The sequence below is a fragment of the Diaphorobacter oryzae DSM 22780 genome, assembly GCF_059568935.1.
The window spans coordinates 15,027-37,970 of the sequence record NZ_JCANUL010000018.1 but is presented as its reverse complement, the minus strand read 5'-3'; the positions used below and the strand labels follow the sequence as shown (position 1 = coordinate 37,970).

23 protein-coding genes are annotated in these 22,944 nt (G+C 66.4%); 8 read left to right on the top strand and 15 right to left on the bottom strand.

What is annotated here, in order from left to right; genetic code table 11:
- Positions 1–38: 38 nt before the first annotated feature.
- From BP68_RS18700 to BP68_RS18665, 8 genes are all read left to right on the top strand, one after another.
- Positions 39–239: a Flp family type IVb pilin gene (locus BP68_RS18700; RefSeq protein ID WP_496374591.1), complete on the top strand. Its 201-nt coding sequence runs from the start codon at positions 39–41 to the stop codon at positions 237–239.
- A 123-nt stretch (positions 240–362) separates the two neighbouring features.
- A complete protein-coding gene (locus tag BP68_RS18695; RefSeq protein ID WP_496374589.1) occupies positions 363–1,613 on the top strand; it encodes a pilus assembly protein TadG-related protein in 1,251 nt (416 codons plus the stop codon).
- An 8-nt stretch (positions 1,614–1,621) separates the two neighbouring features.
- On the top strand, positions 1,622–2,059 hold the full coding sequence (locus tag BP68_RS18690; RefSeq protein ID WP_496374587.1) for a TadE/TadG family type IV pilus assembly protein: 438 nt from the start codon (positions 1,622–1,624) through the stop codon (positions 2,057–2,059).
- Positions 2,056–2,505: a TadE/TadG family type IV pilus assembly protein gene (locus tag BP68_RS18685; protein WP_496374585.1), complete on the top strand. Its 450-nt coding sequence runs from the start codon at positions 2,056–2,058 to the stop codon at positions 2,503–2,505. Before BP68_RS18690 ends, BP68_RS18685 begins: the two co-directional genes overlap by 4 nt.
- 9 nt (positions 2,506–2,514) lie before the next feature.
- Positions 2,515–3,663 (top strand): CpaE/TadZ family protein, encoded by a 1,149-nt coding sequence (locus tag BP68_RS18680; protein ID WP_496374583.1) that lies wholly within the window; start codon positions 2,515–2,517, stop codon positions 3,661–3,663.
- A gap of 88 nt (positions 3,664–3,751) precedes the next feature.
- Positions 3,752–5,059 carry a TadA family conjugal transfer-associated ATPase gene (locus BP68_RS18675; RefSeq protein WP_496374615.1) on the top strand — a complete coding sequence of 436 codons (1,308 nt, stop codon included), beginning with the start codon at positions 3,752–3,754 and terminating at the stop codon, positions 5,057–5,059.
- Between the two features lie 11 nt (positions 5,060–5,070).
- Complete coding sequence (locus BP68_RS18670) at positions 5,071–6,054, top strand: type II secretion system F family protein (protein WP_496374581.1); 984 nt, start codon at positions 5,071–5,073, stop codon at positions 6,052–6,054.
- Between the two features lie 12 nt (positions 6,055–6,066).
- Complete coding sequence (locus BP68_RS18665) at positions 6,067–6,969, top strand: type II secretion system F family protein (RefSeq protein ID WP_496374579.1); 903 nt, start codon at positions 6,067–6,069, stop codon at positions 6,967–6,969.
- A 35-nt stretch (positions 6,970–7,004) separates the two neighbouring features.
- On the opposite strand, the gene BP68_RS18660 is transcribed toward BP68_RS18665, so the two are convergent.
- From BP68_RS18660 to BP68_RS18590, 15 genes are all read right to left on the bottom strand, one after another.
- A complete protein-coding gene (locus tag BP68_RS18660; protein WP_496374577.1) occupies positions 7,005–7,175 on the bottom strand; it encodes a hypothetical protein in 171 nt (56 codons plus the stop codon).
- 150 nt (positions 7,176–7,325) lie between these two features.
- Positions 7,326–8,312 carry a porin gene (locus BP68_RS18655; protein ID WP_496374575.1) on the bottom strand — a complete coding sequence of 329 codons (987 nt, stop codon included), beginning with the start codon at positions 8,310–8,312 and terminating at the stop codon, positions 7,326–7,328.
- A 237-nt stretch (positions 8,313–8,549) separates the two neighbouring features.
- Complete coding sequence (locus BP68_RS18650) at positions 8,550–10,241, bottom strand: MFS transporter (RefSeq protein ID WP_496374573.1); 1,692 nt, start codon at positions 10,239–10,241, stop codon at positions 8,550–8,552.
- A 381-nt stretch (positions 10,242–10,622) separates the two neighbouring features.
- On the bottom strand, positions 10,623–11,378 hold the full coding sequence (locus BP68_RS18645; RefSeq protein WP_496374571.1) for an SDR family NAD(P)-dependent oxidoreductase: 756 nt from the start codon (positions 11,376–11,378) through the stop codon (positions 10,623–10,625).
- 23 nt (positions 11,379–11,401) lie between these two features.
- Positions 11,402–12,376, bottom strand: coding sequence for a Bug family tripartite tricarboxylate transporter substrate binding protein (locus BP68_RS18640; protein ID WP_496374569.1), 975 nt, complete (start codon positions 12,374–12,376; stop codon positions 11,402–11,404).
- An 80-nt stretch (positions 12,377–12,456) separates the two neighbouring features.
- Positions 12,457–13,110, bottom strand: a complete 654-nt coding sequence (locus BP68_RS18635) for a 2-hydroxychromene-2-carboxylate isomerase (protein ID WP_496374567.1) — start codon at positions 13,108–13,110, stop codon at positions 12,457–12,459.
- Between the two features lie 43 nt (positions 13,111–13,153).
- A complete protein-coding gene (locus BP68_RS18630) occupies positions 13,154–13,414 on the bottom strand; it encodes a DUF1289 domain-containing protein (protein ID WP_496374565.1) in 261 nt (86 codons plus the stop codon).
- The gene (locus BP68_RS18625) at positions 13,411–13,914 is read right to left on the bottom strand and encodes a YbaK/EbsC family protein (RefSeq protein WP_496374613.1); all 504 of its coding nucleotides are present in this window, start codon (positions 13,912–13,914) and stop codon (positions 13,411–13,413) included. Before BP68_RS18625 ends, BP68_RS18630 begins: the two co-directional genes overlap by 4 nt.
- A gap of 30 nt (positions 13,915–13,944) precedes the next feature.
- On the bottom strand, positions 13,945–14,859 hold the full coding sequence (locus tag BP68_RS18620; protein WP_496374563.1) for a hydroxymethylglutaryl-CoA lyase: 915 nt from the start codon (positions 14,857–14,859) through the stop codon (positions 13,945–13,947).
- 41 nt (positions 14,860–14,900) lie between these two features.
- Positions 14,901–15,833, bottom strand: coding sequence for a 2-hydroxyacid dehydrogenase (locus tag BP68_RS18615; RefSeq protein WP_496374561.1), 933 nt, complete (start codon positions 15,831–15,833; stop codon positions 14,901–14,903).
- Between the two features lie 38 nt (positions 15,834–15,871).
- Positions 15,872–17,893: an ATP-binding protein gene (locus BP68_RS18610; protein ID WP_496374559.1), complete on the bottom strand. Its 2,022-nt coding sequence runs from the start codon at positions 17,891–17,893 to the stop codon at positions 15,872–15,874.
- Entirely contained in the window at positions 17,894–18,622 is a 729-nt protein-coding gene (locus BP68_RS18605) for a DUF4126 domain-containing protein (protein ID WP_496374557.1), read from the bottom strand.
- Between the two features lie 16 nt (positions 18,623–18,638).
- Positions 18,639–19,421, bottom strand: coding sequence for an enoyl-CoA hydratase/isomerase family protein (locus tag BP68_RS18600; protein WP_496374555.1), 783 nt, complete (start codon positions 19,419–19,421; stop codon positions 18,639–18,641).
- Between the two features lie 13 nt (positions 19,422–19,434).
- The gene (locus BP68_RS18595) at positions 19,435–21,039 is read right to left on the bottom strand and encodes a carboxyl transferase domain-containing protein (protein ID WP_496374554.1); all 1,605 of its coding nucleotides are present in this window, start codon (positions 21,037–21,039) and stop codon (positions 19,435–19,437) included.
- Positions 21,040–21,079: 40 nt separating this feature from the next.
- Entirely contained in the window at positions 21,080–22,798 is a 1,719-nt protein-coding gene (locus BP68_RS18590) for an AMP-binding protein (RefSeq protein ID WP_496374553.1), read from the bottom strand.
- Between the last annotated feature and the right edge of the window lie 146 nt (positions 22,799–22,944).

Below are 22,944 nucleotides of genomic sequence, written 5' to 3'. Positions count from 1 at the left end.
CTTTGTTGTTGATTTCTTCAAATTGAAAGGCGGACACCATGAACACGATCCAGAACTTCATCCGCGACTTCGCCCGGGAAGACGACGGTGCTCAAGTCATTGAATACGCGCTGATCATCGCGGTGGTTTCCATTGCCCTGATCGTTGCGATCGCCAACCTCGACAACGGCCTGTCTGGCTTCGTCACTCGCGTCGAGAGTTGCCTGTCGGGCAACGGTTGCACAGCCGTGACTCCCTGATCCACGACGTGGCGCATTGAGTTGACGGGGAACTGCCTAGTAGGTGCGGTTCCCCGTCATGGAACGTCAGATGCAGCGGAGCCGACCATGCGATCACACACTCGCCGCCAACGGGGGGCCACCTTGATCACCGCAGCCCTGTTCCTGTTGTTTCTTCTGGGGTTCATGGGCATTGCGCTCGATTTCGGGCGCCTGTTCATCGTCAAGTCCGAGCTCCAAACCGCCATGGACAGCTGCGCACTTGCGGCGGCCCAGGAACTGGACGGTACCGCCTCCGCCCTCGACCGAGCCAGGAGCGCAGGCATCACGGCAGGCAATCTCAACCGAGTCAACCTTCAGTCGGCCGACTGGGACGGCAAGGGCCGGATCACAGCTACCGACTTCCGCTTCTTCGACCTGAACTACGACCCCACCGCCAACGGCTCAGCGGCACGTTACGTGGAGTGTGCCCACGAGCAGCCCGGCGTACAGATGTGGCTGCTGCAGGCCTTGGCGGCCGTCTTCGGCCCGGCCTCCTACCCCGATGCCCGTGATGTGGCCGCGCGTGCTGTGGCGACGCGTGGTGCATCACAGACCAGTTGCCCCGTACCCTTGGCCCTTCGTCCCAAGCACCCTGGCGACGGCCCGCCCAACTATGGTTACACACCCGGTGAATGGGTCACGCTGCTGATGGGGGCAGGAGGGGGCACCAATGGCTACATTGGCTGGGCCAATCTGGACGGGAGCAACAGTGCTTCCGAAACCGAGCACGAGATGCTGCAGGGACGGTGCGATGTTCGCGTAGATGAACCGTTGGGCACCCCCGGTGTCCAGGCATCGATTGCCGATGCCTGGAACGCAAGGTTCGGCATCTACCGGAACGCGGGCGGACCCGAGCGACCTTACATGCAGCCCGACGCCAGCGGGTACGCCTACACCACGACGAACTGGCCAAGTGGCAACAGCGCCTACCAGGGCCCGACACCCGCTGGCGCGCACTCTACGGCTTCCAACTACACCACCAAGCAGGCGGCTTTTGCCTCTTGTGCCGATACCGGAACCCGGATGACAGGGGCTGGCAGCTGCTCGGCCATCATGGGCCGATCGGTTGGCGGCGGCTTCAACAAGATAGCACCACCGGGGGCGACGGCGCAGGACGGCCATGCAGAGTTCGGCGTCTTCAACCGTCGTGTCGTGACGGTGCCCATCACCATGACCTATCCCGGCAGAGTCCAAGACTACGGCTGCATGCTGATGCTCCAACCCATCAGTATTCCAATGCAGCCCGTGCAACTCGAATTCATCGGCCGTGCGGGGGCGCCGGGCGTGCCCTGCACCACCAACGGTTTGCCTGGAGGCAGCGTCGGTGCACTGGTGCCGGTACTGGTGCGATAGGAGCCATCATGCGAAGCGCACACACCCTTCAGCGTGGCGTGGCCATCATCGAGTTCGCCCTCGTGCTGCCCGTGCTGCTGATGCTGACGTTCATCACCACCGAGCTGGGCCGGGCCCTGTTGCACTACAACACCCTCACCAAAAGCGTTCGGGAGGCAAGCCGCTATCTGTCCACGCAGACCCCTGGAACGGGTACGACGCAGGCCCGCAACCTGGTTGTCTACGGCAGCGTTGAAGCACGCGCTGTGCCGCAACTGCCAGGCCTTAACACCTCCAATGTTCCCGATCCTGTCTGGGAGACCGCGGGTACGGTTCCTGTCATCAACACAGTGACCGTGCGCATCACGGGTTACCAGTTCGAGTCGATGTTCACCAATGCCTTCGGCATCACGTTTGGGGCGCTGCAGTTTCCAGACATTGCCGCCACCATGAGGAGCCACCTGTGAAACACAGTCAACGGGGCGCGACCATCATTGAGTTTGCGCTGGTGTTCCTGCTTTTCCTGATGTTCATGCTCGCGATCCTGGATTTCTCCCGGATGCTGTTCACCTGGAACGCTGCCAGCGAGGCCACACGCATCGGCGCACGCCATGCAGCCGTTTGTGACAGCACGCGCGAAGCCAGCGAGGTCCGCGACCGTATGCGGGCGATGTTGCCGCAAATCGACAGAGTCAGCATCGAATGGGACCCTCCCTCTTGCTCGTCTGGCAATTGCGTGGGTGTGCGCGTGGGCATCACCGACCTGAACTACCAGTGGATTTCCCCGCTCGCGGGCCTGGTTGGCGCGCTGGATCTGCCCATGCCGTCTTTCTCCACCTATCTGACGCGTGAAGCCATGCGTCAGGATCCTCTCAGCGATAGCGTGCTGTGCAGGCCGTCTGATGCTTCCTGAAGGTCCACCATGAAAATCGCCGTCATTTCACCCAATCCCCAGCACCTGAAGGAAATCGGGCATGTGCTCTCTAGCGCGTACGAAACGCTGCTGTTCGATGGCGGCAAGAGCCGGATGCGCGAGGTGGCCGACAAGGAGAACCCCGACCTGATCCTGGTGGACGGTATGTGCCACGATCCTCATGAGTTGGTGTACGTTGAGCAGGTCACTGCCCAACACCCAGGCATCACTGTGTTGTTGCTGTGCTCCAGCCACGCGCCAGAGTTCCTGTTGCAGGCCATGCGGGCCGGGGTCAGGGAGGTGCTGCCTTCGCCGGTTGCCGCAGATGTTCTTCGGCCTGCGGTGGAGCGGGTAGCGTACAAACTCAAAGGCAAGATACAGCGCAAGGGCAAGGTCCTTTCCTTCATGCCGTGCAAGGGCGGCAGCGGCGCGACCTTTCTGGCCACCAACCTGGGTTGGCAACTGGCACAGGACAGCTCGGTGCTGCTGATGGATCTGAATCTGCAGTTCGGGGATGCGCTGTCCTTCGTGCACGACGGCAAGCCGCCCACTACCGTGGCCGATGTGGCGCGGGACATCTACCGGCTGGACGCCTCGCTGCTGGCGGCCAGCACCGTCAAGATTGATGCCGGCTTCAGCATGTTGCCAGCCCCAGAGGATCTGGCGCAGGCAGGGGACGTGCGCCCGGAGCATGTCACTGCCATCATCGATCTGGCGGTCAGCCAGTACGACTTCGTGCTGGTCGATCTGCCGCGCTGCCTGGACCCCATGGCCATTGCAGTGCTCGACAGATCCTGGCGCATCTATCCGGTACTGCAGCCCTCGCTACCGGATCTGCGCAATGCCCGGCGTTTGCTGCAGGCGTTCCGCGCCCTGGGTTATCCGGATGATCGCTTTGAGCTCATCGTGAATCGCTACGACAAGGGCGGCGAGATCAGCCTGGATGAAATCCAGCGTTCGCTGGGCGTCGGCCGCATCAGCACGGTGCCCAATGCCTGGCGCGACGTGCACTCGTCCATCAATAGCGGAGACCCGATTGCCCGCAAGTCCAGAACCGGCAGCGTCGTGCGCCAGTTGGACGAGCTGGCGCGCACGCTGCGACCGCGTGCCGATGAAACCCAGCGCGGCCTGTTGGGCCGCCTATTCCGGAGGGCCTGACATGAATGCTGCTGTTCAACCCGACATCGCCGCCGTAGACAGCGGCTCCTCGCTGCGCGCGCGCCTGAACGTGCTGACCACCAACGCAATGGCGCGCCCGCAAGCCCCTGCGGGCGCCGACGCCTACAAGGCGTTGAAGGGGCGGCTACATCTGAAGCTGTTGGAGCAAATGGATTTGGCCGCGCTGGAGGTGTTGCAGGCCGAGCAGTTGCGCCGCGAGATAGCCTCGATGGTCGAGCGTTTGATCCAGGAGGAGCAGGCTGCCGTCAATGAGGCAGAGCGGGCCATGCTGGTGCGTGACATCCAGCACGAGATGCTGGGATTTGGTCCGCTGGAGCTGCTGATGGCGGATCCGTCGGTTTCGGACATCCTGGTCAACTCGTGGCAGCAGGTCTACGTAGAGCGCAAGGGGAGGCTGGAGCTCACGCCGGTGACCTTCACCGACGAGAAGCACTTGCTGCGCATCATCGACAAGATCGTGTCCCTGGTGGGGCGTCGCATTGACGAGAGCAGTCCGATGGTGGATGCGCGGCTACCCGACGGCTCGCGCGTCAATGCGGTCATTCCGCCGGTGGCGCTTGACGGGCCCATGATGTCGATCCGCCGCTTCGCCCATATCCCGTTGCGCATGGAGAACCTGATCAGCGACGCGCTCAAGACGCTCACGCCTGAGATGGGGCAGTTGCTGGAGGGGCTGATCAAGTCCAAGGTCAATATTCTGATTTCGGGCGGAACGGGTGCGGGAAAAACGACGCTGCTGAACATTCTGTCGGGCTTCATTCCGGAGAGCGAGCGAGTCGTCACCATTGAAGATGCCGCCGAGCTGCAGATGCAGCAGCCGCACGTGGTGCGACTGGAAACGCGGCCCATGAACATCGAGGGGAAGGGTGAGATCACCCAGCGCGCTCTGGTGCGCAACGCCTTGCGCATGCGCCCCGACCGGATCGTGATCGGCGAAGTTCGCGGTGCCGAGGCGTTCGACATGCTGCAGGCCATGAACACCGGGCATGAGGGATCACTCACGACCATCCACGCCAACACCCCCCGTGATGCGATTTCCCGGCTGGAGAACATGGTGGGCATGGCCAACCTGAACATGCCGCACAGGGCCGTGCGCCAGCAGATCGCATCGGCCATCACCGTCGTGGTGCAGTCGCTGCGTTTGATCGACGGGCGCCGCAAGGTCACCAGCATCCAAGAGGTGACCGGCATGGAGGGCGAGGTCATCACCATGCAGGAAATCTTCACGTTCCGTCAAACCGGAATTGGTGCAGATGGCAAGGTGCAGGGGCATTTCCAGGCCACGGGCGTGCGGCCCAAGTTCAGCGAGCGGCTGCAGGCCTTTGGCGTGAAGCTGCCCGACAGCATGTTCGACCCGCTTCGCCATTACCAGTGAGGGGTAGCACCATGAAGGAGCTTTTTTCAGGGTTCAACTTTCTTGTGCTGGCCGTGCTGCTCGGGGTTGCGGTGCTGCTGCTCGTCGAAGGCCTGTACCTGCTGTGGCTGGCGTACCGTGGCCCAGAGGCGTCCCTGCTCAAGAAGCGTCTGCGGGCGCTGTCTGCGACCTCCGACAGCACTTCGGTCCTCAAGCAGCGCATGCTCAACGAGTCGCCGTGGGCCCAGCGGATGCTGGAGCGGCTGCCCCGCTTGCGGGAGGTGGATCGCTTCGTGCTCCAGTCCGGGCTGGGCTGGCCCGTAGGTGGGCTGCTCCTGGGGTGTCTGGGAGCTTTCGCGGTCGGGACGCTGCTGGCGCAGCAACTGCTGCAGCTCTCCACGCTGCTGGCCTTGACGGTGGGCGTGGGCGTGGGGCTGTTGCCGCTGGCCTATGTGCAGTGGCGGCGCAGCCGCCGCTTGACCAAGCTGGGTGAGCAGTTGCCCGACGCGCTGGACCTGCTTGCGCGTGCGCTACGCGCGGGGCATGCCTTCACAGCGGGGATCAAGATGGCGGGCGATGAGCTGCCGGAGCCTATCGCCGGCGAGCTGCGCACGGTCCACGACGAGATCAACTACGGCATCTCGCTGCAGCAGGCACTGCACCACCTGTCCGAACGTGTGCCGCTGACCGATCTGCGCTACTTCACCGTGGCGGTGCTGATACAGCGCGAGTCCGGAGGCAACCTGACGGAAATCCTGACCGGCCTCAGCCATCTCCTGCGGGAGCGGGCGCGCCTGCTGGCCAAGGTGCGAGTGCTTTCGTCGGAGGGGCGGCTTTCCGCATGGATCCTCATGCTGATGCCCTTCGCTCTGGCTGGCATTCTGCAGCTGTTCAACCCCAAGTTCATCGGTGTGCTGTGGACCGACCCCATTGGCATATCCATGATCAAAACACTGCTGTTCATGATGCTCATTGGCGGATTGATCATGCGGAAAATCGTCCGTATTCGCGTCTGAGAAGGGCCTGCCATGCTGCTGCTCTCCATCCTGATCTTCGTGTCGCTTTCACTGATGGTGATTGCGGGCTACGTCTTCTGGGCACCCTCTCGCACCGAGCAGCGCTTGCGTGAGCTGTCGGAACCCGAGGGGCGTGAATCCTGGAGTGAAACTGCACTGAAGGTGGCCGGCCCTCTGGCGCGCCTGTCCCTGCCCGAGGGGGAGTGGGAAAACTCACCGCTGCGCACGCATTTTCTCAATGCCGGTTTGCGGGGCGACCATGTCCGTCTGTACTACTTCGCGGCCAAAACGGTGTTGCCGCTGCTGTTGGCCGGGTTGAGCTTCATGGCCAGCCGAGCGCTAGGAACGGCCACGGAAATGCATCTGCTCTTGTATGTCAGCAGCGCGGCCCTGGTAGGCGTCTATTTGCCCAACCTGTTTCTTTATTGGGCACGATCAAGTCGTCAGCGCGAGATCTTCGAGAGCTTCCCCGATGCGACCGACCTGATGCTCGTGTGCATGGAGGCCGGTCTGGGATTGGATGCCAGCCTGGTCAAGGTCACTGACGAGATGAGTCGCAGAAGCGCAGCATTGGCCGAGGAGTTGCACCTGACCACCCTGGAGATGCGCGCCGGTGGCACGCGCGAAAAGGCGCTGCGCAACCTGGCGCTGCGCACGGGCGTCGAGGAAATTGGAACCTTTGCCGCCATGCTGACGCAGGCCGACCGATTTGGCACGAGCATTGGCGAGTCGCTGCGCGTGTTTTCGGAAGACCTGCGTCACAAGAGGCAGGTCATGGCCGAGGAGCGGGCGGCCAAGGTGCCAACCAAACTGCTGGCGCCCTTGGTGCTGTTCATCTTCCCGTCAGTGATCATGGTGATCCTGGGGCCCGCGGTTATACAGATCATCCGTACCGTACTGCCCATGCTGCGGTAGGGCCACGGTACGCCCCGCAGGGCGTCAGCAGGCGCCTACTGCGCAGCACTGCCGGGGTTGGAGGCGGGTGTTGCCGCCGGCTCAGGCACATGCATGGCATCTGTGCCGTGCTTTTCACCACTCATGTCCACCTGGTCCCCCGCCTTCATGATCACGAACAGCGCAATTGCCGCAAACACCACAAAACCTACCACGATCTTCCACATGCTCATCTCCTGAAAATTGTCGTCAACGGAATGAGGCGCGACCAACAAAAAGGCCTCACACATGCATGTGTGAGGCCTGTTTTTTTCTGATTGCAAGCCCTGTCCAAATTGAATCAGGCTTGGGTTTCAGGCAGCTTACGCTGCCACATATCAGAAGTTGTGGCGAACGCCCAGAGCCAGGGAGCTGAAGTCCGCGCCGGCAGTGCCAGTGAGGTAGCTCGCACCGGCCTTGTTGTCCACCTTCGTGTAGAAGGCGTACACCTTGGTGCGCTTGCTCAGGTTGTAGTTGTAGCCCAGCGTGTACTGCGTGGCGGCGCTGTCAGGCACGTTGTCCCACTTGCCGGCACGGCCCACGTTCAGGTGGAACTCGGAAGCGCCCATCATGTAGGCACCGGCCAGGCGGAAGTTGTTGCGCTTGCCCAGCAGGTCTTCGTCGTTGCGCTGGTAGTAGCCGCCGACCACGAACTGGCCGAAGGTGTACAGAGCGCGCAGACCCAGCTGCTTGTCGCCGTCCACCTGGCTGTAGCCAGCGCCCAGGTTCAGTGCGCCGATGTTGTAGTTGGCAGCCAGGTCGTAGCCGTTCTTGCCGCCGGAGGTCTTCTCGTGCAGGTTCACGGAAGCATCGATCGTCAGGCCTCCCAGGCTGGGCGAGCGATAGCCGATCTTGTTCGTGGTGCTCAGGCCGTTGAACCAGACGGGGTCTTGGTAGAAAGCGTCGGAAGAGGTACCCGTGTCATGGTTGTGCATGCTCACGTAGTCGGCCGTCGCGTAGTACGACTCGGGCGTGAAGTTGCCCAGGCGAACCATACCGAAGCCGCCGGACAGGTTCACTTCGCTCTGGCGCGCGAAGGACATGCCGGTCGTCGGGTGGGTCCAGCCGGAGCCCGTGCCTGTGTCGGAGTTGAAGCCGCTTTCCAGTTGGAAGCCGGCCTTCAGGCCGCCGCCCAGGTCTTCCGTGCCCTTGAAGCCGAAGCGCGACGAGTTGTTCTGCATGACGGTGTTGCTGGTGCCACCGACCTTCTGGCGCTCCACCGAGGTGTTCACGCGACCGTAAATGGTCACGCTGCTTTGCGCGAAGACAGCAGAAGTACCCAGCAGAGCCAGGGTGGCGAGCAGCAAACGACTTGGTTTTTGCATTTGATTTCCTTGAATGCTTGTGTCCATCGGGTGTGGTAGGCACAGCTCGCCGCCTGCATTCGGCCGGTTAGCACAATGTGCAACTACGGCGCAAATTCTAGGTGTAACGATCTGGTTAACACACATGAATGTCTCCGCCATAACACCCCTGATGTTTTACCGCCACACTTTCGCGCAAGCAAAGGTGTGGCGGTCTGGGGGTGAACTAGGGCAAACCCTAGATCGATGGAGATGGCATCAATCGTCGGCGTAGATGTCCACGTCCTTGGTCTCGCGGATGAACAGCGTGCCGATCACGGCCGTCATGCCGGCGATGACGATGGGGTACCACAGGCCGTTGTACATGTTGCCGGTGGAGGCCACGATGGCGAACGAGGTCGTGGGCAGCAGGCCGCCGAACCAGCCGTTGCCGATGTGGTACGGCAGGCTCATCGAGGTGTAGCGGATGCGCGTGGGGAACAGTTCCACCAGCATGGCGGCGATGGGGCCGTAGACCATGGTTACCAGGATCACCAGGTAGGCCAGGATGACCAGCATCATGACCTTGTTCATCTTGGCAGGGTCGGCCTTGGTGGGGTAGCCGGCCAGCTTCAGGTCTTCGCTCATTTCCTTCTTGAAGGCGGCGATGGCCTTGACGCTGTCCTCATCGAACTTGTGGTTCACCACATTGCCGACAGGCGCGGTGACGACCTTGTCGCCGATCTTCACGACGGCGGGAGAGCCGGGGGCGCCGACGGCGTTGTCATAGCTCACGGAGTTTTGCACCAGATAGCGCTTGGCGATGTCGCAGGAGCTCTTGAAGTCGATCTCACGTGCCACGGGGTTGCCCTGGAACGAGCAGGTGGCGGGGTCGGCGGTCACCACCACGCCGGCCGTGGCTTGTGCATTGGCCAGATCGGGGTTGGCGGCGCTCGTCAGCGCCTTGAAGACCGGGAAGTAGGTCAGCACGGCCAGCACGCAGCCCAGCATGATGATGGGCTTGCGGCCGATCTTGTCGGACAGCGAACCGAAGATCACGAAGAAGGGCGTGCCGATCAGCAGGGCGGCCGCGATCAGCAGGTTGGCCGTGACGGCATCCACCTTGAGCTGCTGCGTGAGGAAGAACAGGGCATAGAACTGGCCCGTGTACCAGACCACGGCCTGGCCGGCGGTCAGGCCGATCAGCGCCAGGATCACGACTTTCAGGTTCTTCCATTGGCCGAAGGACTCGGCCAGCGGTGCCTTGGAGGTCTTGCCCTCGGCCTTCATCTTCTGGAAGGCGGGCGATTCGGACAGCGACAGGCGAATCCACACCGAGACGCCCAGCAGCAGGATGGATACCAGGAACGGAATGCGCCAGCCCCAGTCGTTGAACGCCGGTTCGCCCATGGCCGTGCGCGTGCCCAGAATCACCAGCAGCGACAGGAACAGGCCCAGCGTGGCGGTGGTCTGGATCCACGACGTGTAGGCGCCGCGCTTGCCGTGGGGGGCGTGCTCGGCCACATAGGTGGCGGCACCGCCGTACTCACCGCCCAGTGCCAGGCCCTGCAGCATGCGCAGCGCGATCAGGATGACGGGAGCGGCCACGCCGATGCTGGCGTAGTTGGGCAGGATGCCGACGATGAAGGTCGAGACGCCCATGATCAGGATGGTGACCAGGAACGTGTACTTGCGGCCGATCATGTCGCCCAGCCGGCCGAACACCAGTGCGCCGAAGGGGCGCACCAGGAAGCCCGCGGCAAAGGCCAGCAGCGCGAAGATGAACGCGGCGCCGGCGTCCAGGCCGCTGAAGAATTGCTTGGCGATGATGGCCGCCAGAGAGCCGTAGAGGTAGAAGTCGTACCACTCGAAAACGGTGCCGAGCGAGGAGGCGAAAATCACCTTCTTCTCTTCCGGCGACATGGGCCGGGCGGCGGCGCCGGGGCCTGCGTAGGCAGTGCTGGTAGCCATGGATGCTGTCTCCTGTTGGGATGGAATCGGATGCGCGAAAGATCGAAGCGCGCGAAAACTGACGATCTGGAAGCACTCTGCGGTGCTTGCGGCGCAATATCGGGCCGCCGTCTGACCGAAAGCTGACACGTGCCCGGCCATTCCGTTGTTCCATGCTTACCGGCGACTGACAGAATCCGTGTAAACCCGTTGTCCGCATTTCTTGATGCGGGAAATGCCGACCTGCCACCCCCGGGTTCACCGTGGATGGCCAGCCAAAGACGGGAATTCACTCACCGATGCCCCAGGGTTTTTCCTAGCAGGGAAAAACCCTTGATGTGCGGCAAAACGCCCCGGGCCAGGTTCGCCCTTACTGGCTGGGGCGTCCCTCAGGGCCGGTGTTCAGGTCGCGAGATAGCCGCCATCGACCTGGAGCACCGTGGCGGTGACATAGCTGGCCAGCGGCGATGCCAGGAAGGCGATGGGGCCCGCGATTTCCCCGGGCTCGCCATAGCGCTTCATCGGAATGCGGCGCAGCATGTACTCCACATGCTTGGGGTCCTTGCGCGTTTGCTCCGTCATGGCCGTCAGCATCACGCCCGGCGCGACCGCATTGACGCGGATGCCCTGCGGCGCCAGCTCCAGCGCCATCACCTTGGTGAGCATCTCGACGGCGGCCTTGGACGTGGAGTAGGCGATCGAATGCGCCGCTGCGCGCGACGCTGCGAGCGAGCCCACGTTGATGACATTGCCGCCGGTGGCGGCCAGCAGGTCCTGGAAGGCCAGGATGGTGTTGCGCACGCCATCGAGGTTGATGTCCATGGTGCGCCGCCATTGCGCGTCGCGGTCGCTGCTGTCGAAGGCGTGCTTGGGCCGCACGCCCGCGTTGTTGACCAGCACCAGCCGGTGGCCGGGCTCCAGCCGCAGGGCGGCTGCGGCCTCGCGGCAGGCCTGGGCGTCGGACACATCCAGCGCCAGGCCCAAGGCCGAGTGGCCGGCGTCGCGGATGGCCTGGGCCGTGCCTTGGGCCGCCGGGCCGTGGACGTCGCTGGCCACCACATGGGCGCCCATGGCCGCAAGGCCGTGGGCCACCGCCGCGCCGATGCCCTGGCCCGCCCCGGTGATGAAGACCGTGTGCCGGTCCAGCAGCGCAGGCACGGGGAGGTCCGGGGCGGCCGTGTTCACGTGACGCTCGCGCCGCTCAGGCGCACGATGTCCTGGTAGCGCGCCAGCTCCTGGCGCATGAACTCGCCGAACGCCTCGGGCTGGTTGGTCACGGTCTCCATCATCATGTCGCGGTAGAGGGCGGCCACTTCGGGGCTGTGGAGTGCCTTGACGATGGCCGCGTTCAGGCGCCGCGCCACGTCGGCCGGGGTGCCCGCGGGCGCGACCAGCCCCCACCAGGTGTCGATGGAGAAGCCCTTGAACGTCTCGGCCACGGCGGGCGTTCCCTCCAGCAGGGGGCTGCGCTGGGCCGTGGTCACCGCCAGCACCTTGAGCTTGCCGGCGCGCATGTTGGCGGCTGCGCTGGCGAGGTTGTCAAAGGAAAAGTCCACCTGCCCGGACAGCAGCGCCAGCTGCGACGGCGCGCCGCCGTTGTAGGGCACGTGCACGATGTCGCTCTGGAGCGCGCGCTTGAGCAGTTCGCCCGCCAGGTGGCCGGCGCTGCCGTTGCCGCCGCTGCCGTAGGTCAGCTTGCCCGACTCCTTCTTGGCGTGGGCGATGAAGTCCGCAAACGTCTCGATGCCGCGCTTTTTCGCCACCTCGGCGTTCACCACCAGCGCGTTGGGCACGCGCGTCATCTGCGTCAGGGGGGCAAAGTCCTTGATCGGGTCGTAGGGCAGCGTCTTGAAGAGCCAGGGGTTGATGGCGTTCGTCGCCACTGCTGCCACGCCCAGCGTCAGCCCGTCCGCCGGGGCGCGCGCCAGGGCCGTCATGCCGATGCCGCCGCCGCCGCCCGGGCGGTTGTCCACGATGATGGTGCCCAGCTCGGGCTCCAGCACGGTGGCCATCTTGCGCACGCTCAGATCGATGGCGCCGCCGGCGGAGTAGGGAACGATGATGCGGATGGGCTTGCCTGCCGCCAAGGCGGACAGCGGAACTCCCGATGCAGCCACGGCGGTGGTGACCGCGGCCATGAATTGTCGACGTTGCATGTTCAAGTGATGCCTCTCTCCAAGGATGGTGGGTTTTTATAGTGATGGGATGGTATAGCGGCCGGGGCCGCTGCCGGGGCTCAGCCCCGGGGCGGCAGGCCCGAGGGCACGCCAGGCGCCGCTTCCCAGGCGGGGCCGTCAAACCAGGTGTCGCCGTCCAGGTAGGCGCGCAGCATGGGCAGGCTGTCCAGCCCCCAGAACAGGCGGCCATCGACCTCGAAGGCCGGCACGCCGAACACGCCGCGGGCCGTGGCCTCGTCGGTGTTGGCGCGCAGCAGGGCCTTGGCCGCGGCGCCCGTGCCAGCGGGGTCGGGGCGCAACTGCTCCTCCAGCGCCTGTGCCAGGGCCTCCAGGCGCGGGGGGGCCAGCGCGTCCTGGCCGCCCAGCCAGACATGGCGCAGCACCGTGCCCGTGACGAAGCGGTTGGTCGTGCCGTCGTCGCTGCAGGCCAGGGCCTGGCGCAGCAGCGGCAGGGGGTTGAACGGGTGGCGCGCCGGCATGTCCAGGCCGCAGCCCTGCGCATGGCCCAGCCAGGTGGCGTGGCGGTAGGTCCAGTCGCGCTTCGGCGGGATGCCGGCCGGGCCGGGGTTGGCGTGCTGCTGCAGCAGGGCGCCCAGCAGCACGGGCTTGTAGCGCAGGTGGTAGCTCAGCCCTTCCAGCACCTGGGGCAGGCGTTCGAAGGCCAGCCAGGCATAGGGCGAGACGAAGTCCAGGTAGAAGGTAATCTGCTTCATGGCCGGGGCGCTCCTGGGTGGCGGGGTGTGAAATGGTGGGCCGTCAAGCCAGTTCCCGGGGCAGCTCCACCTGGGCACGTTGCAGCGCTGCGGCCCAGATGGTGCGGCGCGCCGCGCCGTCGGCCTGCGACCAGGCGCGGATCTCGTCGATGGTGCGGAAGCACCCCTCGCAGTGGCTGCGGTCCGGCGTCATGCGGCACACGGACACGCAGGGCGAGGGGATGGGCTCGTCAAAATCCAAGTCAAATTGGCCTTCAGCGCTTATCTGATAAGCGCGAGCAGCTATCAATTTTGAATCACTCATGCCGCAGGCCCCTGCACCACATCGGCCACGGGAGCGCCGGTGAGCGCCTCCAGGTCCTGCGGGCGCAGCTGGAACACCCCGTGGGGGTGGCCGGCCGCGGCCCAGATCACGTCGAAGCGGAACAGCTCGCGGTCGATCAGCGTGACGGGTGCGTTCGCATGCGCCACGGGCGAGACGCCGCCGATGGTGAAGCCGGTCTTGGCCTTGACGAACTCCGCGTCGGCACGCCCCGTCTTGCCCACCAGGGCATCGACCTTCTTCTCGTCCACGCGCCGGTCGCCCGAGGTCACCACCAGCACGGCCGCGTCGTCGCTCTTGCGCCGGAAGATGATGCTCTTGGCGATCTGGCCCACCGTGATGCCCAGGGCGTCCGCCGCCTCCTGGGCGGTGCGTGCGGCGCTGTCGAGCATGCGCGGCGCATGCGGATGGCCCTTGGCCTCGAGCGCGGCGGCCACGCGGCGCACGCCCTCGGGCAGGGCCTGGAGTTCGGCTCCACACATGTTCTGCATCGTCCTTTCGTTGTCGGTGGTTCAGCCGGCGCGCTTGTTCAGCAGCGCCGTGGCCGCGCGGGACTGGGGCTTGCGGCCCAGAAAGCCGCTGATGTAGGCGCCGGCATCGACCAGCCTGTCCAGGTCGATGCCCGTGTCGATGCCCATGCCGTGCAGCATGTAGACCACGTCCTCGGTCGCCACGTTGCCCGTGGCGCCCTTGGCGTACGGGCAGCCACCCAGCCCCGCGACGGAGGTATCGTACTGCCACACCCCCAGCTCCAGCGCCGCCAGGGTATTGGCCAGGGCCTGGCCGTAGGTGTCGTGGAAGTGGCCGGACACATCGTCCAGCGCGTAGTGGCGCAGCGTGGCCTCGATGGCACGCTGCACCTTGCGCGGCGTGCCCACGCCGATGGTGTCGGCCACGCCGACATGCTGCACGCCGATGCCCTTCATGAGCCCCGCCAGGTATTCCACGCGCTCGGGCGCCACCTCGCCCTCGTAGGGGCAGCCCACGGTGCAGCTCATGGCGCCGCGCACGTAGATACCGGCGGCGCGCGCCGCCTCGACCACGGGGGCGAAGCGCTCGATGCTCTCGGCGATGCTGCAGTTGATGTTCTTCTGGCTGAAGGCCTCGCTGGCCGCGCCAAACACCACGATCTCGTCGGGCCGGTCAATGGCGGCCGCCTCGTAGCCCTTCATGTTCGGCGTGAGCACCGAGTAGCGCACGCCCGGCAGGCGCGTGATGCCCTGCATGACTTCGTGGTTGTCGGCCATCTGCGGCACCCACTTCGGGCTCACGTAGCTGGTGACCTCGATCTCCTTCAGCCCCGCCTCCTGCAGGCGGTGCACCAGGCCGATCTTGATCTCGGCCGGCACGGGCTGCTTCTCGTTTTGCAGCCCGTCGCGCGGGCCCACGTCCACGAGCTTGACGCGGGAGGGGATGTTCGGGTTCATGGCAAGGCCTTGTCTCTGAATGGTGTGTGTGGGGGATGAAATCAGTAGCCGTGCGCGGTGTTGACCACGCCGGCCACGGGCTCGCCGCGTGCCAGCGCGGCGATCTTGCCGGCGATCTGCGCAATGCTTTCCTCGCGCAGCGTGCGCGCCGAGGTGTGGGGCGTGACCGTGATGCGGGGATGGCTCCAGAACGGGTGGCCGGCGGGCAGCGGCTCGGTGCGGAACACGTCCAGCGTGGCGCCGGCCACATGGCCGCTGTCGATCAGGGCCAGCAGGTCGTCGTCCACCAGGTGCGCGCCGCGCGCCACGTTGATCACATAGGCACCGGGCCGCAGGCGCGAGAGCGTGGTGCGGTTCAGGATGTCCCGCGTCTCGGGCGTGAGCGGAAGCAGGTTCACCAGCACGCGGCTTGCGGCCAGGAACTCGTCGAAGCCCTGCGCGCCGCTATAGCAGCGCACGCCCTCGACCTGCCGGGGGCTGCGGCTCCAGCCCCGCACCGGAAAGTCGAACTGCGCCACCGTGCGCGCCACGCGCTCGCCCAGCACGCCCAGGCCCATCACGCCCACGGGGAAATCCTGGCGCAGCAGCGGCTTGCGGAAGGTCCACCGGCCGGCCCGCGTGTCGGTTTCGTAGGCGTCGAGCTCGCGGAAGTGGCGGATCAGCGCATGGCTCACGTACTCGGCCATCTGCACGGCCATGCCCGCGTCGTGCAGGCGCACCACGCGCAGGGCCGGCGGCAGGCGCAGCCGGAGCAGCGCGTCCACGCCGGCGCCGATGTTGAACAGCGCCTTCAGGCCGGGCTGCTCGTCGATGAACTGCTGGGGCGGCGCCCATACCACGGCGTAGTCCGCCTGCGGGGCGCCGGGTTGCCAGGCGCTGATGTCGGCCCCGATGTCAAGGCCCCGCAGCGCGGCGGTCAGGCCCTGCAGCCAGGGCTCGGCCGGGGTGTCGGTGCAGCAAAAGGTGATCTTCATGGTGCCCCGAGCCTACCGCGACCGGCCCGCGCGCGCCCTCAGGCCGCGGAAAGCCTGAGCAGTTCCGCGCCTTCCGTCACCTGGTCGCCGGGCGCATAGAGCAGCTCGGCCACCACGCCGTCGGCGGGCGCGGCGATGGTGTGCTCCATCTTCATGGCTTCCATCACGGCCAGGGGCTGGCCCTTGCTCACCTTGTCGCCAGCCTGCACGGCGAACGACACCACCTTGCCCGGCATGGGCGCCGTGAGGCGCCCGCCCTCGCTGGCGGCCTCGCCCGCATGGGCCAGCAGGTCCAGCGCCTCGATGCGCGTGGCGCCGCGCGGGGTGAAGATGTGGTCGCTCTCGCCCTGTGCGTAGACCATGGCGCGCGTGCGCTGGTCGGCGAACTGTAGATCCAGGCCGCCGCCGGGCAGCGCCTCGAAGGCCAGCGGGCCGCTCACGGCATCCGCGCCCTCGCCCACGGTCAGGTGGCGGCTGCCGGCCGGGCCGTAGCTCAGCCAGGCCTTGGCGTGCGCGCCGCCGAAGTCGAACTCGAAGCGGCGGCGGCAGGCCGTCAGCGAGCGCCAGCCGTCGCGGCGACTGAAGGGGTGGGCGCCTTCCTGCGCCTGTTCGCGCTGCAGCTGGCTGGCCACGGCGGCGGCGGCGGCCAGCGGCAGGCCCACGGACTCCTGGGCAAACAGCACGGCCTCCTCGCGCTGGATCAGCGCGGTGTCGAGCCGCGCCTGCGCGAACGAGGCGCTCTTCGCCACATGGCGCAGGAACTGCACGTTGGTCGCCAGGCCCACGATATGGGTCTGGGCCAGCGCATCGTCGAGCCGCGCCAGCGCCTGCTCGCGCGTGTCGCCATGCACGATCAGCTTGGCGATCATGCTGTCGTAGAAGGGGCTGATGGCGTCGCCCTCGCGCACGCCGTCGTCCACGCGCACCGTGCCGCGCTCAAAGCTGGTGCACGCCGGCTTGCGGTACACGTCGAGCCGGCCTGTGGCGGGCAGGAAGTTGTTGTCGGGGTTCTCGGCGCAGATGCGCGCCTCGATGGCGTGGCCGATGATCTTCAGCTCGTCCTGGCGCTTGGGCAGGGGCTGCCCGCTGGCCACGCGCAGCTGCCACTCCACCAGGTCCTCGCCCGTGATGGCCTCGGTCACCGGGTGCTCCACCTGCAGGCGGGTGTTCATCTCCATGAAGTAGAACTTCATCGCCTCGGGCTGGTCGTAGCCGCCCGGCTGCTCCACGATGAACTCCACCGTGCCCGCACCCACGTAGCCCACGGCCTGGGCGGCGGCCACGGCGGCCTCGCCCATCTGCCGGCGCAGCGCGGGCGTCATGCCCGGCGCCGGCGCCTCTTCCAGCACCTTTTGGTGGCGGCGCTGCACGGAGCAGTCGCGCTCGAACAGGTAGACGCAGTTGCCCTGGGTGTCGCCAAACACCTGGATCTCGATGTGGCGCGGGCGCAGCACGTATTTCTCGACCAGCACGGCATCGTTGCCGAAGCTGTTGATGGCCTCGCGCTTGCACGACTCCAGGGCCGCGGCGAAGTCTCCGGCCTTTTCCACCAGGCGCATGCCCTTGCCGCCGCCGCCGGCGCTGGCCTTGATGAGCACGGGGTAGCCGATGGCGTCGGCCTCGCGCTGCAGCAGGGCGGGGTCCTGGTCCTCGCCCTGGTAGCCCGGCACCAGGGGCACGTGGGCCTTGGCCATCAGGCGTTTGGACTCGGCCTTCAGGCCCATGGCCTGGATGGCCGAGGCGGGCGGGCCGATGAACACCAGGCCGGCGCTGGCGCAGGCCTGGGCGAAGTCCTCGTTCTCGCTCAGGAAGCCGTAGCCGGGATGGATGGCCTGGGCGCCCGTGGCCTTCGCGGCCTCGATGATGCGCTCCCAGCGCAGGTAGCTGTCCTTGGGGGCGCTTCCGCCGATGTGCACGGCCTCGTCGCACGCGGCCACATGCTTGGCCTGGGCGTCGGCGTCGGAGTACACGGCGACGGTCTTCACGCCCATGCGGCGTGCGGTGGCGGCTACCCGGCACGCGATCTCGCCGCGGTTTGCAATCAAGATTTTTTGGAACATTCAGGCCACCTTGGCGGAATCAGAAAGGAAGGAAGACACGCGCCGCAGCACGGCGCGCAGAAACTTGAACAGCGCCGCCATCAGCAGCACCGACACCACCAGCACCACGACCAGCGCGAAGCCGAACGCCACCGGGTGCTGCGTGGCCAGCCAGACCACGCCCACCACCAGGCCGTCCTCCAGGAACGACAGCCCCCAGTTGGAAAACGGCTCGGGCGAGGTATTGACGGCCGCGCGTGTGGTCATCTTGGTGGCCAGCGCCGTGGCCGAGAGCGACCCGCCCAGCAGGCCCGCGGCCAGCGCCATGGCGGCGTTGTCGGCACCGAACACGCCGGCCGCCAGCAGCGCGCCGGCCGGCACGCGGATGAAGGCATGCACGGCGTCCCAGGCGCTGTCGAGCCAGGGCACCTTGTCGGCGAAGAACTCCACCAGCAGCATGAAGCCGCTCACCATGAGCACCACCGGGTGTTCCAGCAGTGCCAGGCCCTGCGGCAGCGGCAGCCAGCCGGCCACGCCCATCATGCCGACGAGGAACACCACGGCGTACAGCCGTATGCCGCTGGCCCAGCCCAGCGCGGCGGCCAGCGCCAGCAGGCCGGCCATGTCCAGTTGCGCCACGGCCTCGCCCGCGCGCGCCGCGCCTTCCGCCACGTCGCGCGCCGTGCCCGCATCCACATGCAGGCCCAGCGTGTGCAGCCATTGCACGAACTGCAGCCAGAGCGCTTCCATGGCGGCGGCCTCGTCCTCAGCCGTTCAGCCAGGACGGCTTGCGCTTTTGCAGGAAGGCCTGCACGCCCTCGCGGCCCTCGTCGCTCGCGCGGATGTCGGCAATGCTCTCCACCGTGGCGGCGATGAGCGTGGCGTCGATCTCGCGCTCGGCCACCTGGTGCACGAGTTGCTTGCAGGCCAGCACGGCGTTCGGGCTGGCGCCGGTCAGCGCCTTGACCAGCTCGTCCACCTTGGCGTCCAGCTGGTCGGCGGCCACCACCTCGTGCACGAAGCCGATGCGCAGCGCCTCCGGCGCGCCGAAGCGCTCGGCCGTGAGGAAATAGCGGTGGGCCGCACGCGCGCCCATGGCGCGGATCACGTAGGGGCTGATGGTGGCGGGGATCAGTCCGATCTTCACCTCAGACAGGCAAAAGCCCGCCGTATCCACCGCCACGGCCATGTCGCAGGCCGCGACCAGGCCCATGCCGCCGGCGTACACGTCGCCCTGCACGCGCGCCACGGTGGGCTTGGGGCATTCGTAGATCACGCGCAGCATCTCGGCCAGCTTGGCCGCGTCCTGCAGGTTCTCGGCGCGCGTGTAGTCGGCCATGCGGCGCATCCAGTTCAGGTTGGCGCCGGCGCAGAACGCGGGCCCCTCGGCTGCCAGCACCACGGCGCGCACGTCGGCGCGCGCACCCACCTCGCGGAAGGCGGCGGTGATCTCGGCGATGACCTCGTCGCTGAAGGCGTTGCGCACTTCGGGCTGGGTCAGCGTGATGGTGGCGCGATGGCCTTCGTAGTGGACGGAAAGAGCGCTCATGCCTGCTGTCTCCTTACATGCGGAACACGCCGAACTTCATGTCCTCGATCGGCGCGTGGCGCGACGCGGCCAGCGCCAGGGCCAGCACGCGGCGCGTGTCGGCCGGGTCGATGATGCCGTCGTCCCACAGGCGGGCCGTGGCGTAGTAGGGGTGGCCCTGGTGCTCGTACTGCTGGCGGATGGGGGCCTTGAAGGCTTCTTCTTCCTCCGCGCTCCACTGGCCGCCCTTGCCCTCGATGCCGTCGCGCTTGACGGTGGCCAGCACGCTGGCGGCCTGCTCGCCGCCCATCACGCTGATGCGCGCGTTGGGCCACATCCACAGGAAGCGGGGGCTGTAGGCGCGGCCGCACATGCCGTAGTTGCCGGCGCCGAAGCTGCCGCCGATGATGACGGTGAACTTGGGTACGTTGGCCGTGGCCACGGCCGTGACCATCTTGGCGCCGTGGCGCGCGATGCCCTCGTTCTCGTACTTGCGGCCCACCATGAAGCCGGTGATGTTCTGCAGGAACACCAGGGGAATCTTGCGCTGGCAGCACAGCTCGATGAAGTGCGCGCCCTTTTGCGCGCTCTCGCTGAACAGGATGCCGTTGTTGGCCACGATGCCCACGGCCATGCCCTCGATGCGCGCGAAGCCGCAGACCAGCGTGTTGCCGAAGCGGGCCTTGAACTCGTCGAAGGCGCTGTCGTCGACGATGCGGGCGATGATCTCGCGCACGTCGAAGGGCTTGCGCGTGTCCACGGGGATCACGCCGTACAGCTCTTGCGCTGCATATTTAGGAGCTGCTGGCGCTTTGTCTGCGGGCGCTGCGGGCTGATTTCTATTCAAATTCGCCACGGCGGCGCGGGCCAGTGCCAGCGCGTGCAGGTCGTTGTGCGCCAGGTGGTCGGCCACGCCCGACAGGCGCGTGTGCACGTCGCCGCCGCCCAGATCCTCGCTGCTGACCACCTCGCCCGTGGCGGCCTTCACCAGCGGCGGGCCGCCCAGGAAGATGGTGCCCTGGTTCTTGACGATGATGGTCTCATCGCTCATGGCCGGCACATAGGCGCCGCCGGCCGTGCAGCTGCCCATGACCACGGCGATCTGGGCGATGCCCTGCGCGCTCATGTTGGCCTGGTTGTAGAAGATGCGGCCGAAGTGGTCGCGGTCGGGGAAGACCTCGTCCTGGTTGGGCAGGTTGGCGCCGCCCGAGTCCACCAGATAAATGCAGGGCAGGCGGTTTTGCTGGGCGATCTCCTGCGCGCGCAGGTGTTTCTTCACCGTCATCGGGTAGTAGGTGCCGCCCTTGACCGTGGCGTCGTTGCACACGATCAGGCAGTCGATGCCGCTCACGCGGCCGATGCCCGCGATCAGGCCCGCGCTGGGCGCGTCATTGCCGTACATGTTCAGCGCGGCTAGCGGCGCGATCTCCAGGAATGGCGTGCCGGGGTCCAGCAACATCTCCACGCGCTCGCGCGGCAGCAGCTTGCCGCGCGCCACATGCTTGGCGCGGGCCGCCTCGCCCCCGCCGTGGGCCACGCGCTCGACATGCTGGCGCAGGTCGTCGACCACGGCGCGCATGGCGGCGGCGTTGGCCTGGAAGTCGGCGGAACGCGGGTTCAGTTGGGATTCGAGAATCATGGTCTCTCCGGAATGCGGGTGTCTGGTAGGGATGGTGCGGTCAGGCCGTCTTGCTTTCGTGCAGGCTCAGCTCGTCCTTCATCACGTCGCGGATCTTGAATTTCTGGATCTTGCCCGTCACCGTCATCGGGAAGCTGGTGACGAAGCGGATGTAGCGCGGCACCTTGTAGTGCGCGATCTGGCCCTTGCAAAAGGCGCGGATGTCCTCCTCGGTGGGCCGGGTGCCGGGCTTGGCGATGATCCAGGCGCACAGCTCCTCGCCGAAGCGCTGGTCGGGCACGCCCACCACCTGCACGTCCTGCACCAGCGGGTGGCGGTAGAGGAACTCCTCAATCTCGCGCGGGTACACGTTCTCGCCGCCGCGGATCACCATGTCCTTGATGCGGCCGACGATGTTCACGTAGCCCTCGGCGTCCATGGTGGCCAGGTCGCCGGTGTGCATCCAGCCTTCGGTGTCGATGGCCTCGCGGGTCTTTTCCTCGTCGCCCCAGTAGCCGTGCATGACCGAGTAGCCCTTGGTGCACAGCTCGCCGCGCTCGCCGCGCGGCACCACGGTGCCGGTATCGGGGTCGATGACCTTCACCTCCAGGTGCGGCTGCACCCGGCCCACGGTGGCCACGCGCTTTTCCAGGGGCGTGTCGGCGTCGCTCTGGCAGCTCACGGGGCTGGTCTCGGTCATGCCGTAGGCGATGGTGATCTCCGACAGGTGCATGTCGCTCACCACGCGCTTCATCACCTCGATGGGGCAGGGCGAGCCGGCCATGATGCCGGTGCGCAGCGTGGACAGGTCGAACTCGGCGAAGCGCGGGTGGTCCAGTTCGGCGATGAACATGGTGGGCACGCCGTGCAGGCCGGTGCAGCGCTCGGCCTGCACCGTTTCCAGCACGCTCAGGGCGTCGAAGCCGTCGTTCGGGTAGACGATGCAGCTGCCATGCGTGATGCAGGCCAGGTTGCCCAGTACCATGCCGAAGCAGTGGTACAGCGGCACGGGAATGCACAGCCGGTCCTCGGGTGTGAGGCGCATGCACTCGCCGATGAAGAAGCCGTTGTTCAGGATGTTGCGGTGCGTCAGCGTGGCCCCCTTGGGGAAGCCCGTCGTGCCGCTGGTGAACTGGATGTTGATCGGGTCGGTGTTTTGCAGCGTGGCGCCCACGGCGTCGACGCGCGCGTCCTGCCCGCTGCCCTGCGCCATCAGGGCGGAAAAGCGCAGCATGCCGGCCTGCTCGCCGCCTTCGCCCGCCACGTCGATCCACACCACCGTGCGCAGCGCCGGCAGGCGCGCGGCCTGCAACTGGCCGGGTGCGGCCGTGGCCAGCTCGGGCGCCAGTTCGCGCAGCATGGACAGGTAGTCGCTGGTCTTGAACTGCGGCATGGTCACCAGCGCCTTGCAGCCCACCTTGTTCAGCGCGTACTCCACCTCGGCCGTGCGGTAGGCGGGGTTGATGTTCACCAGCACTAGGCCCACCTGGGCCGTGGCCAGCTGCATCAGCACCCATTCGGCGTTGTTGTGGCTCCAGATGCCGATGCGGTCGCCCTTGTCCAGCCCCAGGCCCAGCAGCGCGCTGGCCAGCTGGCGGGCCGCCTGGTGCAGTCCGGCGTAGGTGTAGCGCAGGCCCTGGTGGCGGCTCACCAGCGCCTCGCGCGTGGGCTGGCGCTGCGCCATGCCGGCGAAGAAATCGCCCAGCGTCTGTTCGATCAGCGGCGTGTCTGCGGTGCCGCGGGCCTGGCTGGGTGCGGCCGTCGGGGTGGCGAGGTCCATGTGTGTCGTCTCCTGGGCGGCCGGGATGCGGGCGGGCCCCGGCCATCGGCACACAGCATACGCCGCGAGATGTCGCCGTGGTGACCTAGAAAGGTCAGAAAGGTTGCAAATTACGCCACGCGAATGCAGACTCCCCTTCGTGTCCG

Coding starts and splice junctions, on each gene's coding strand:
- BP68_RS18670 (WP_496374581.1), top strand. CDS start 5,071: ATGAAGGAGCTTTTTTCAGGGTTCAACTTTCTTGTGCTGGCCGTGCTG.
- BP68_RS18690 (WP_496374587.1), top strand. CDS start 1,622: ATGCGAAGCGCACACACCCTTCAGCGTGGCGTGGCCATCATCGAGTTC.
- BP68_RS18640 (WP_496374569.1), bottom strand. CDS start 12,376: ATGCAACGTCGACAATTCATGGCCGCGGTCACCACCGCCGTGGCTGCA.
- BP68_RS18635 (WP_496374567.1), bottom strand. CDS start 13,110: ATGAAGCAGATTACCTTCTACCTGGACTTCGTCTCGCCCTATGCCTGG.
- BP68_RS18675 (WP_496374615.1), top strand. CDS start 3,752: ATGGCGCGCCCGCAAGCCCCTGCGGGCGCCGACGCCTACAAGGCGTTG.
- BP68_RS18700 (WP_496374591.1), top strand. CDS start 39: ATGAACACGATCCAGAACTTCATCCGCGACTTCGCCCGGGAAGACGAC.
- BP68_RS18610 (WP_496374559.1), bottom strand. CDS start 17,893: ATGTTCCAAAAAATCTTGATTGCAAACCGCGGCGAGATCGCGTGCCGG.
- BP68_RS18650 (WP_496374573.1), bottom strand. CDS start 10,241: ATGGCTACCAGCACTGCCTACGCAGGCCCCGGCGCCGCCGCCCGGCCC.
- BP68_RS18600 (WP_496374555.1), bottom strand. CDS start 19,421: ATGAGCGCTCTTTCCGTCCACTACGAAGGCCATCGCGCCACCATCACG.
- BP68_RS18620 (WP_496374563.1), bottom strand. CDS start 14,859: ATGAACCCGAACATCCCCTCCCGCGTCAAGCTCGTGGACGTGGGCCCG.
- BP68_RS18665 (WP_496374579.1), top strand. CDS start 6,067: ATGCTGCTGCTCTCCATCCTGATCTTCGTGTCGCTTTCACTGATGGTG.
- BP68_RS18660 (WP_496374577.1), bottom strand. CDS start 7,175: ATGTGGAAGATCGTGGTAGGTTTTGTGGTGTTTGCGGCAATTGCGCTG.
- BP68_RS18680 (WP_496374583.1), top strand. CDS start 2,515: ATGAAAATCGCCGTCATTTCACCCAATCCCCAGCACCTGAAGGAAATC.
- BP68_RS18630 (WP_496374565.1), bottom strand. CDS start 13,414: ATGAGTGATTCAAAATTGATAGCTGCTCGCGCTTATCAGATAAGCGCT.
- BP68_RS18605 (WP_496374557.1), bottom strand. CDS start 18,622: ATGGAAGCGCTCTGGCTGCAGTTCGTGCAATGGCTGCACACGCTGGGC.
- BP68_RS18595 (WP_496374554.1), bottom strand. CDS start 21,039: ATGATTCTCGAATCCCAACTGAACCCGCGTTCCGCCGACTTCCAGGCC.
- BP68_RS18625 (WP_496374613.1), bottom strand. CDS start 13,914: ATGTGTGGAGCCGAACTCCAGGCCCTGCCCGAGGGCGTGCGCCGCGTG.
- BP68_RS18590 (WP_496374553.1), bottom strand. CDS start 22,798: ATGGACCTCGCCACCCCGACGGCCGCACCCAGCCAGGCCCGCGGCACC.
- BP68_RS18615 (WP_496374561.1), bottom strand. CDS start 15,833: ATGAAGATCACCTTTTGCTGCACCGACACCCCGGCCGAGCCCTGGCTG.
- BP68_RS18655 (WP_496374575.1), bottom strand. CDS start 8,312: ATGCAAAAACCAAGTCGTTTGCTGCTCGCCACCCTGGCTCTGCTGGGT.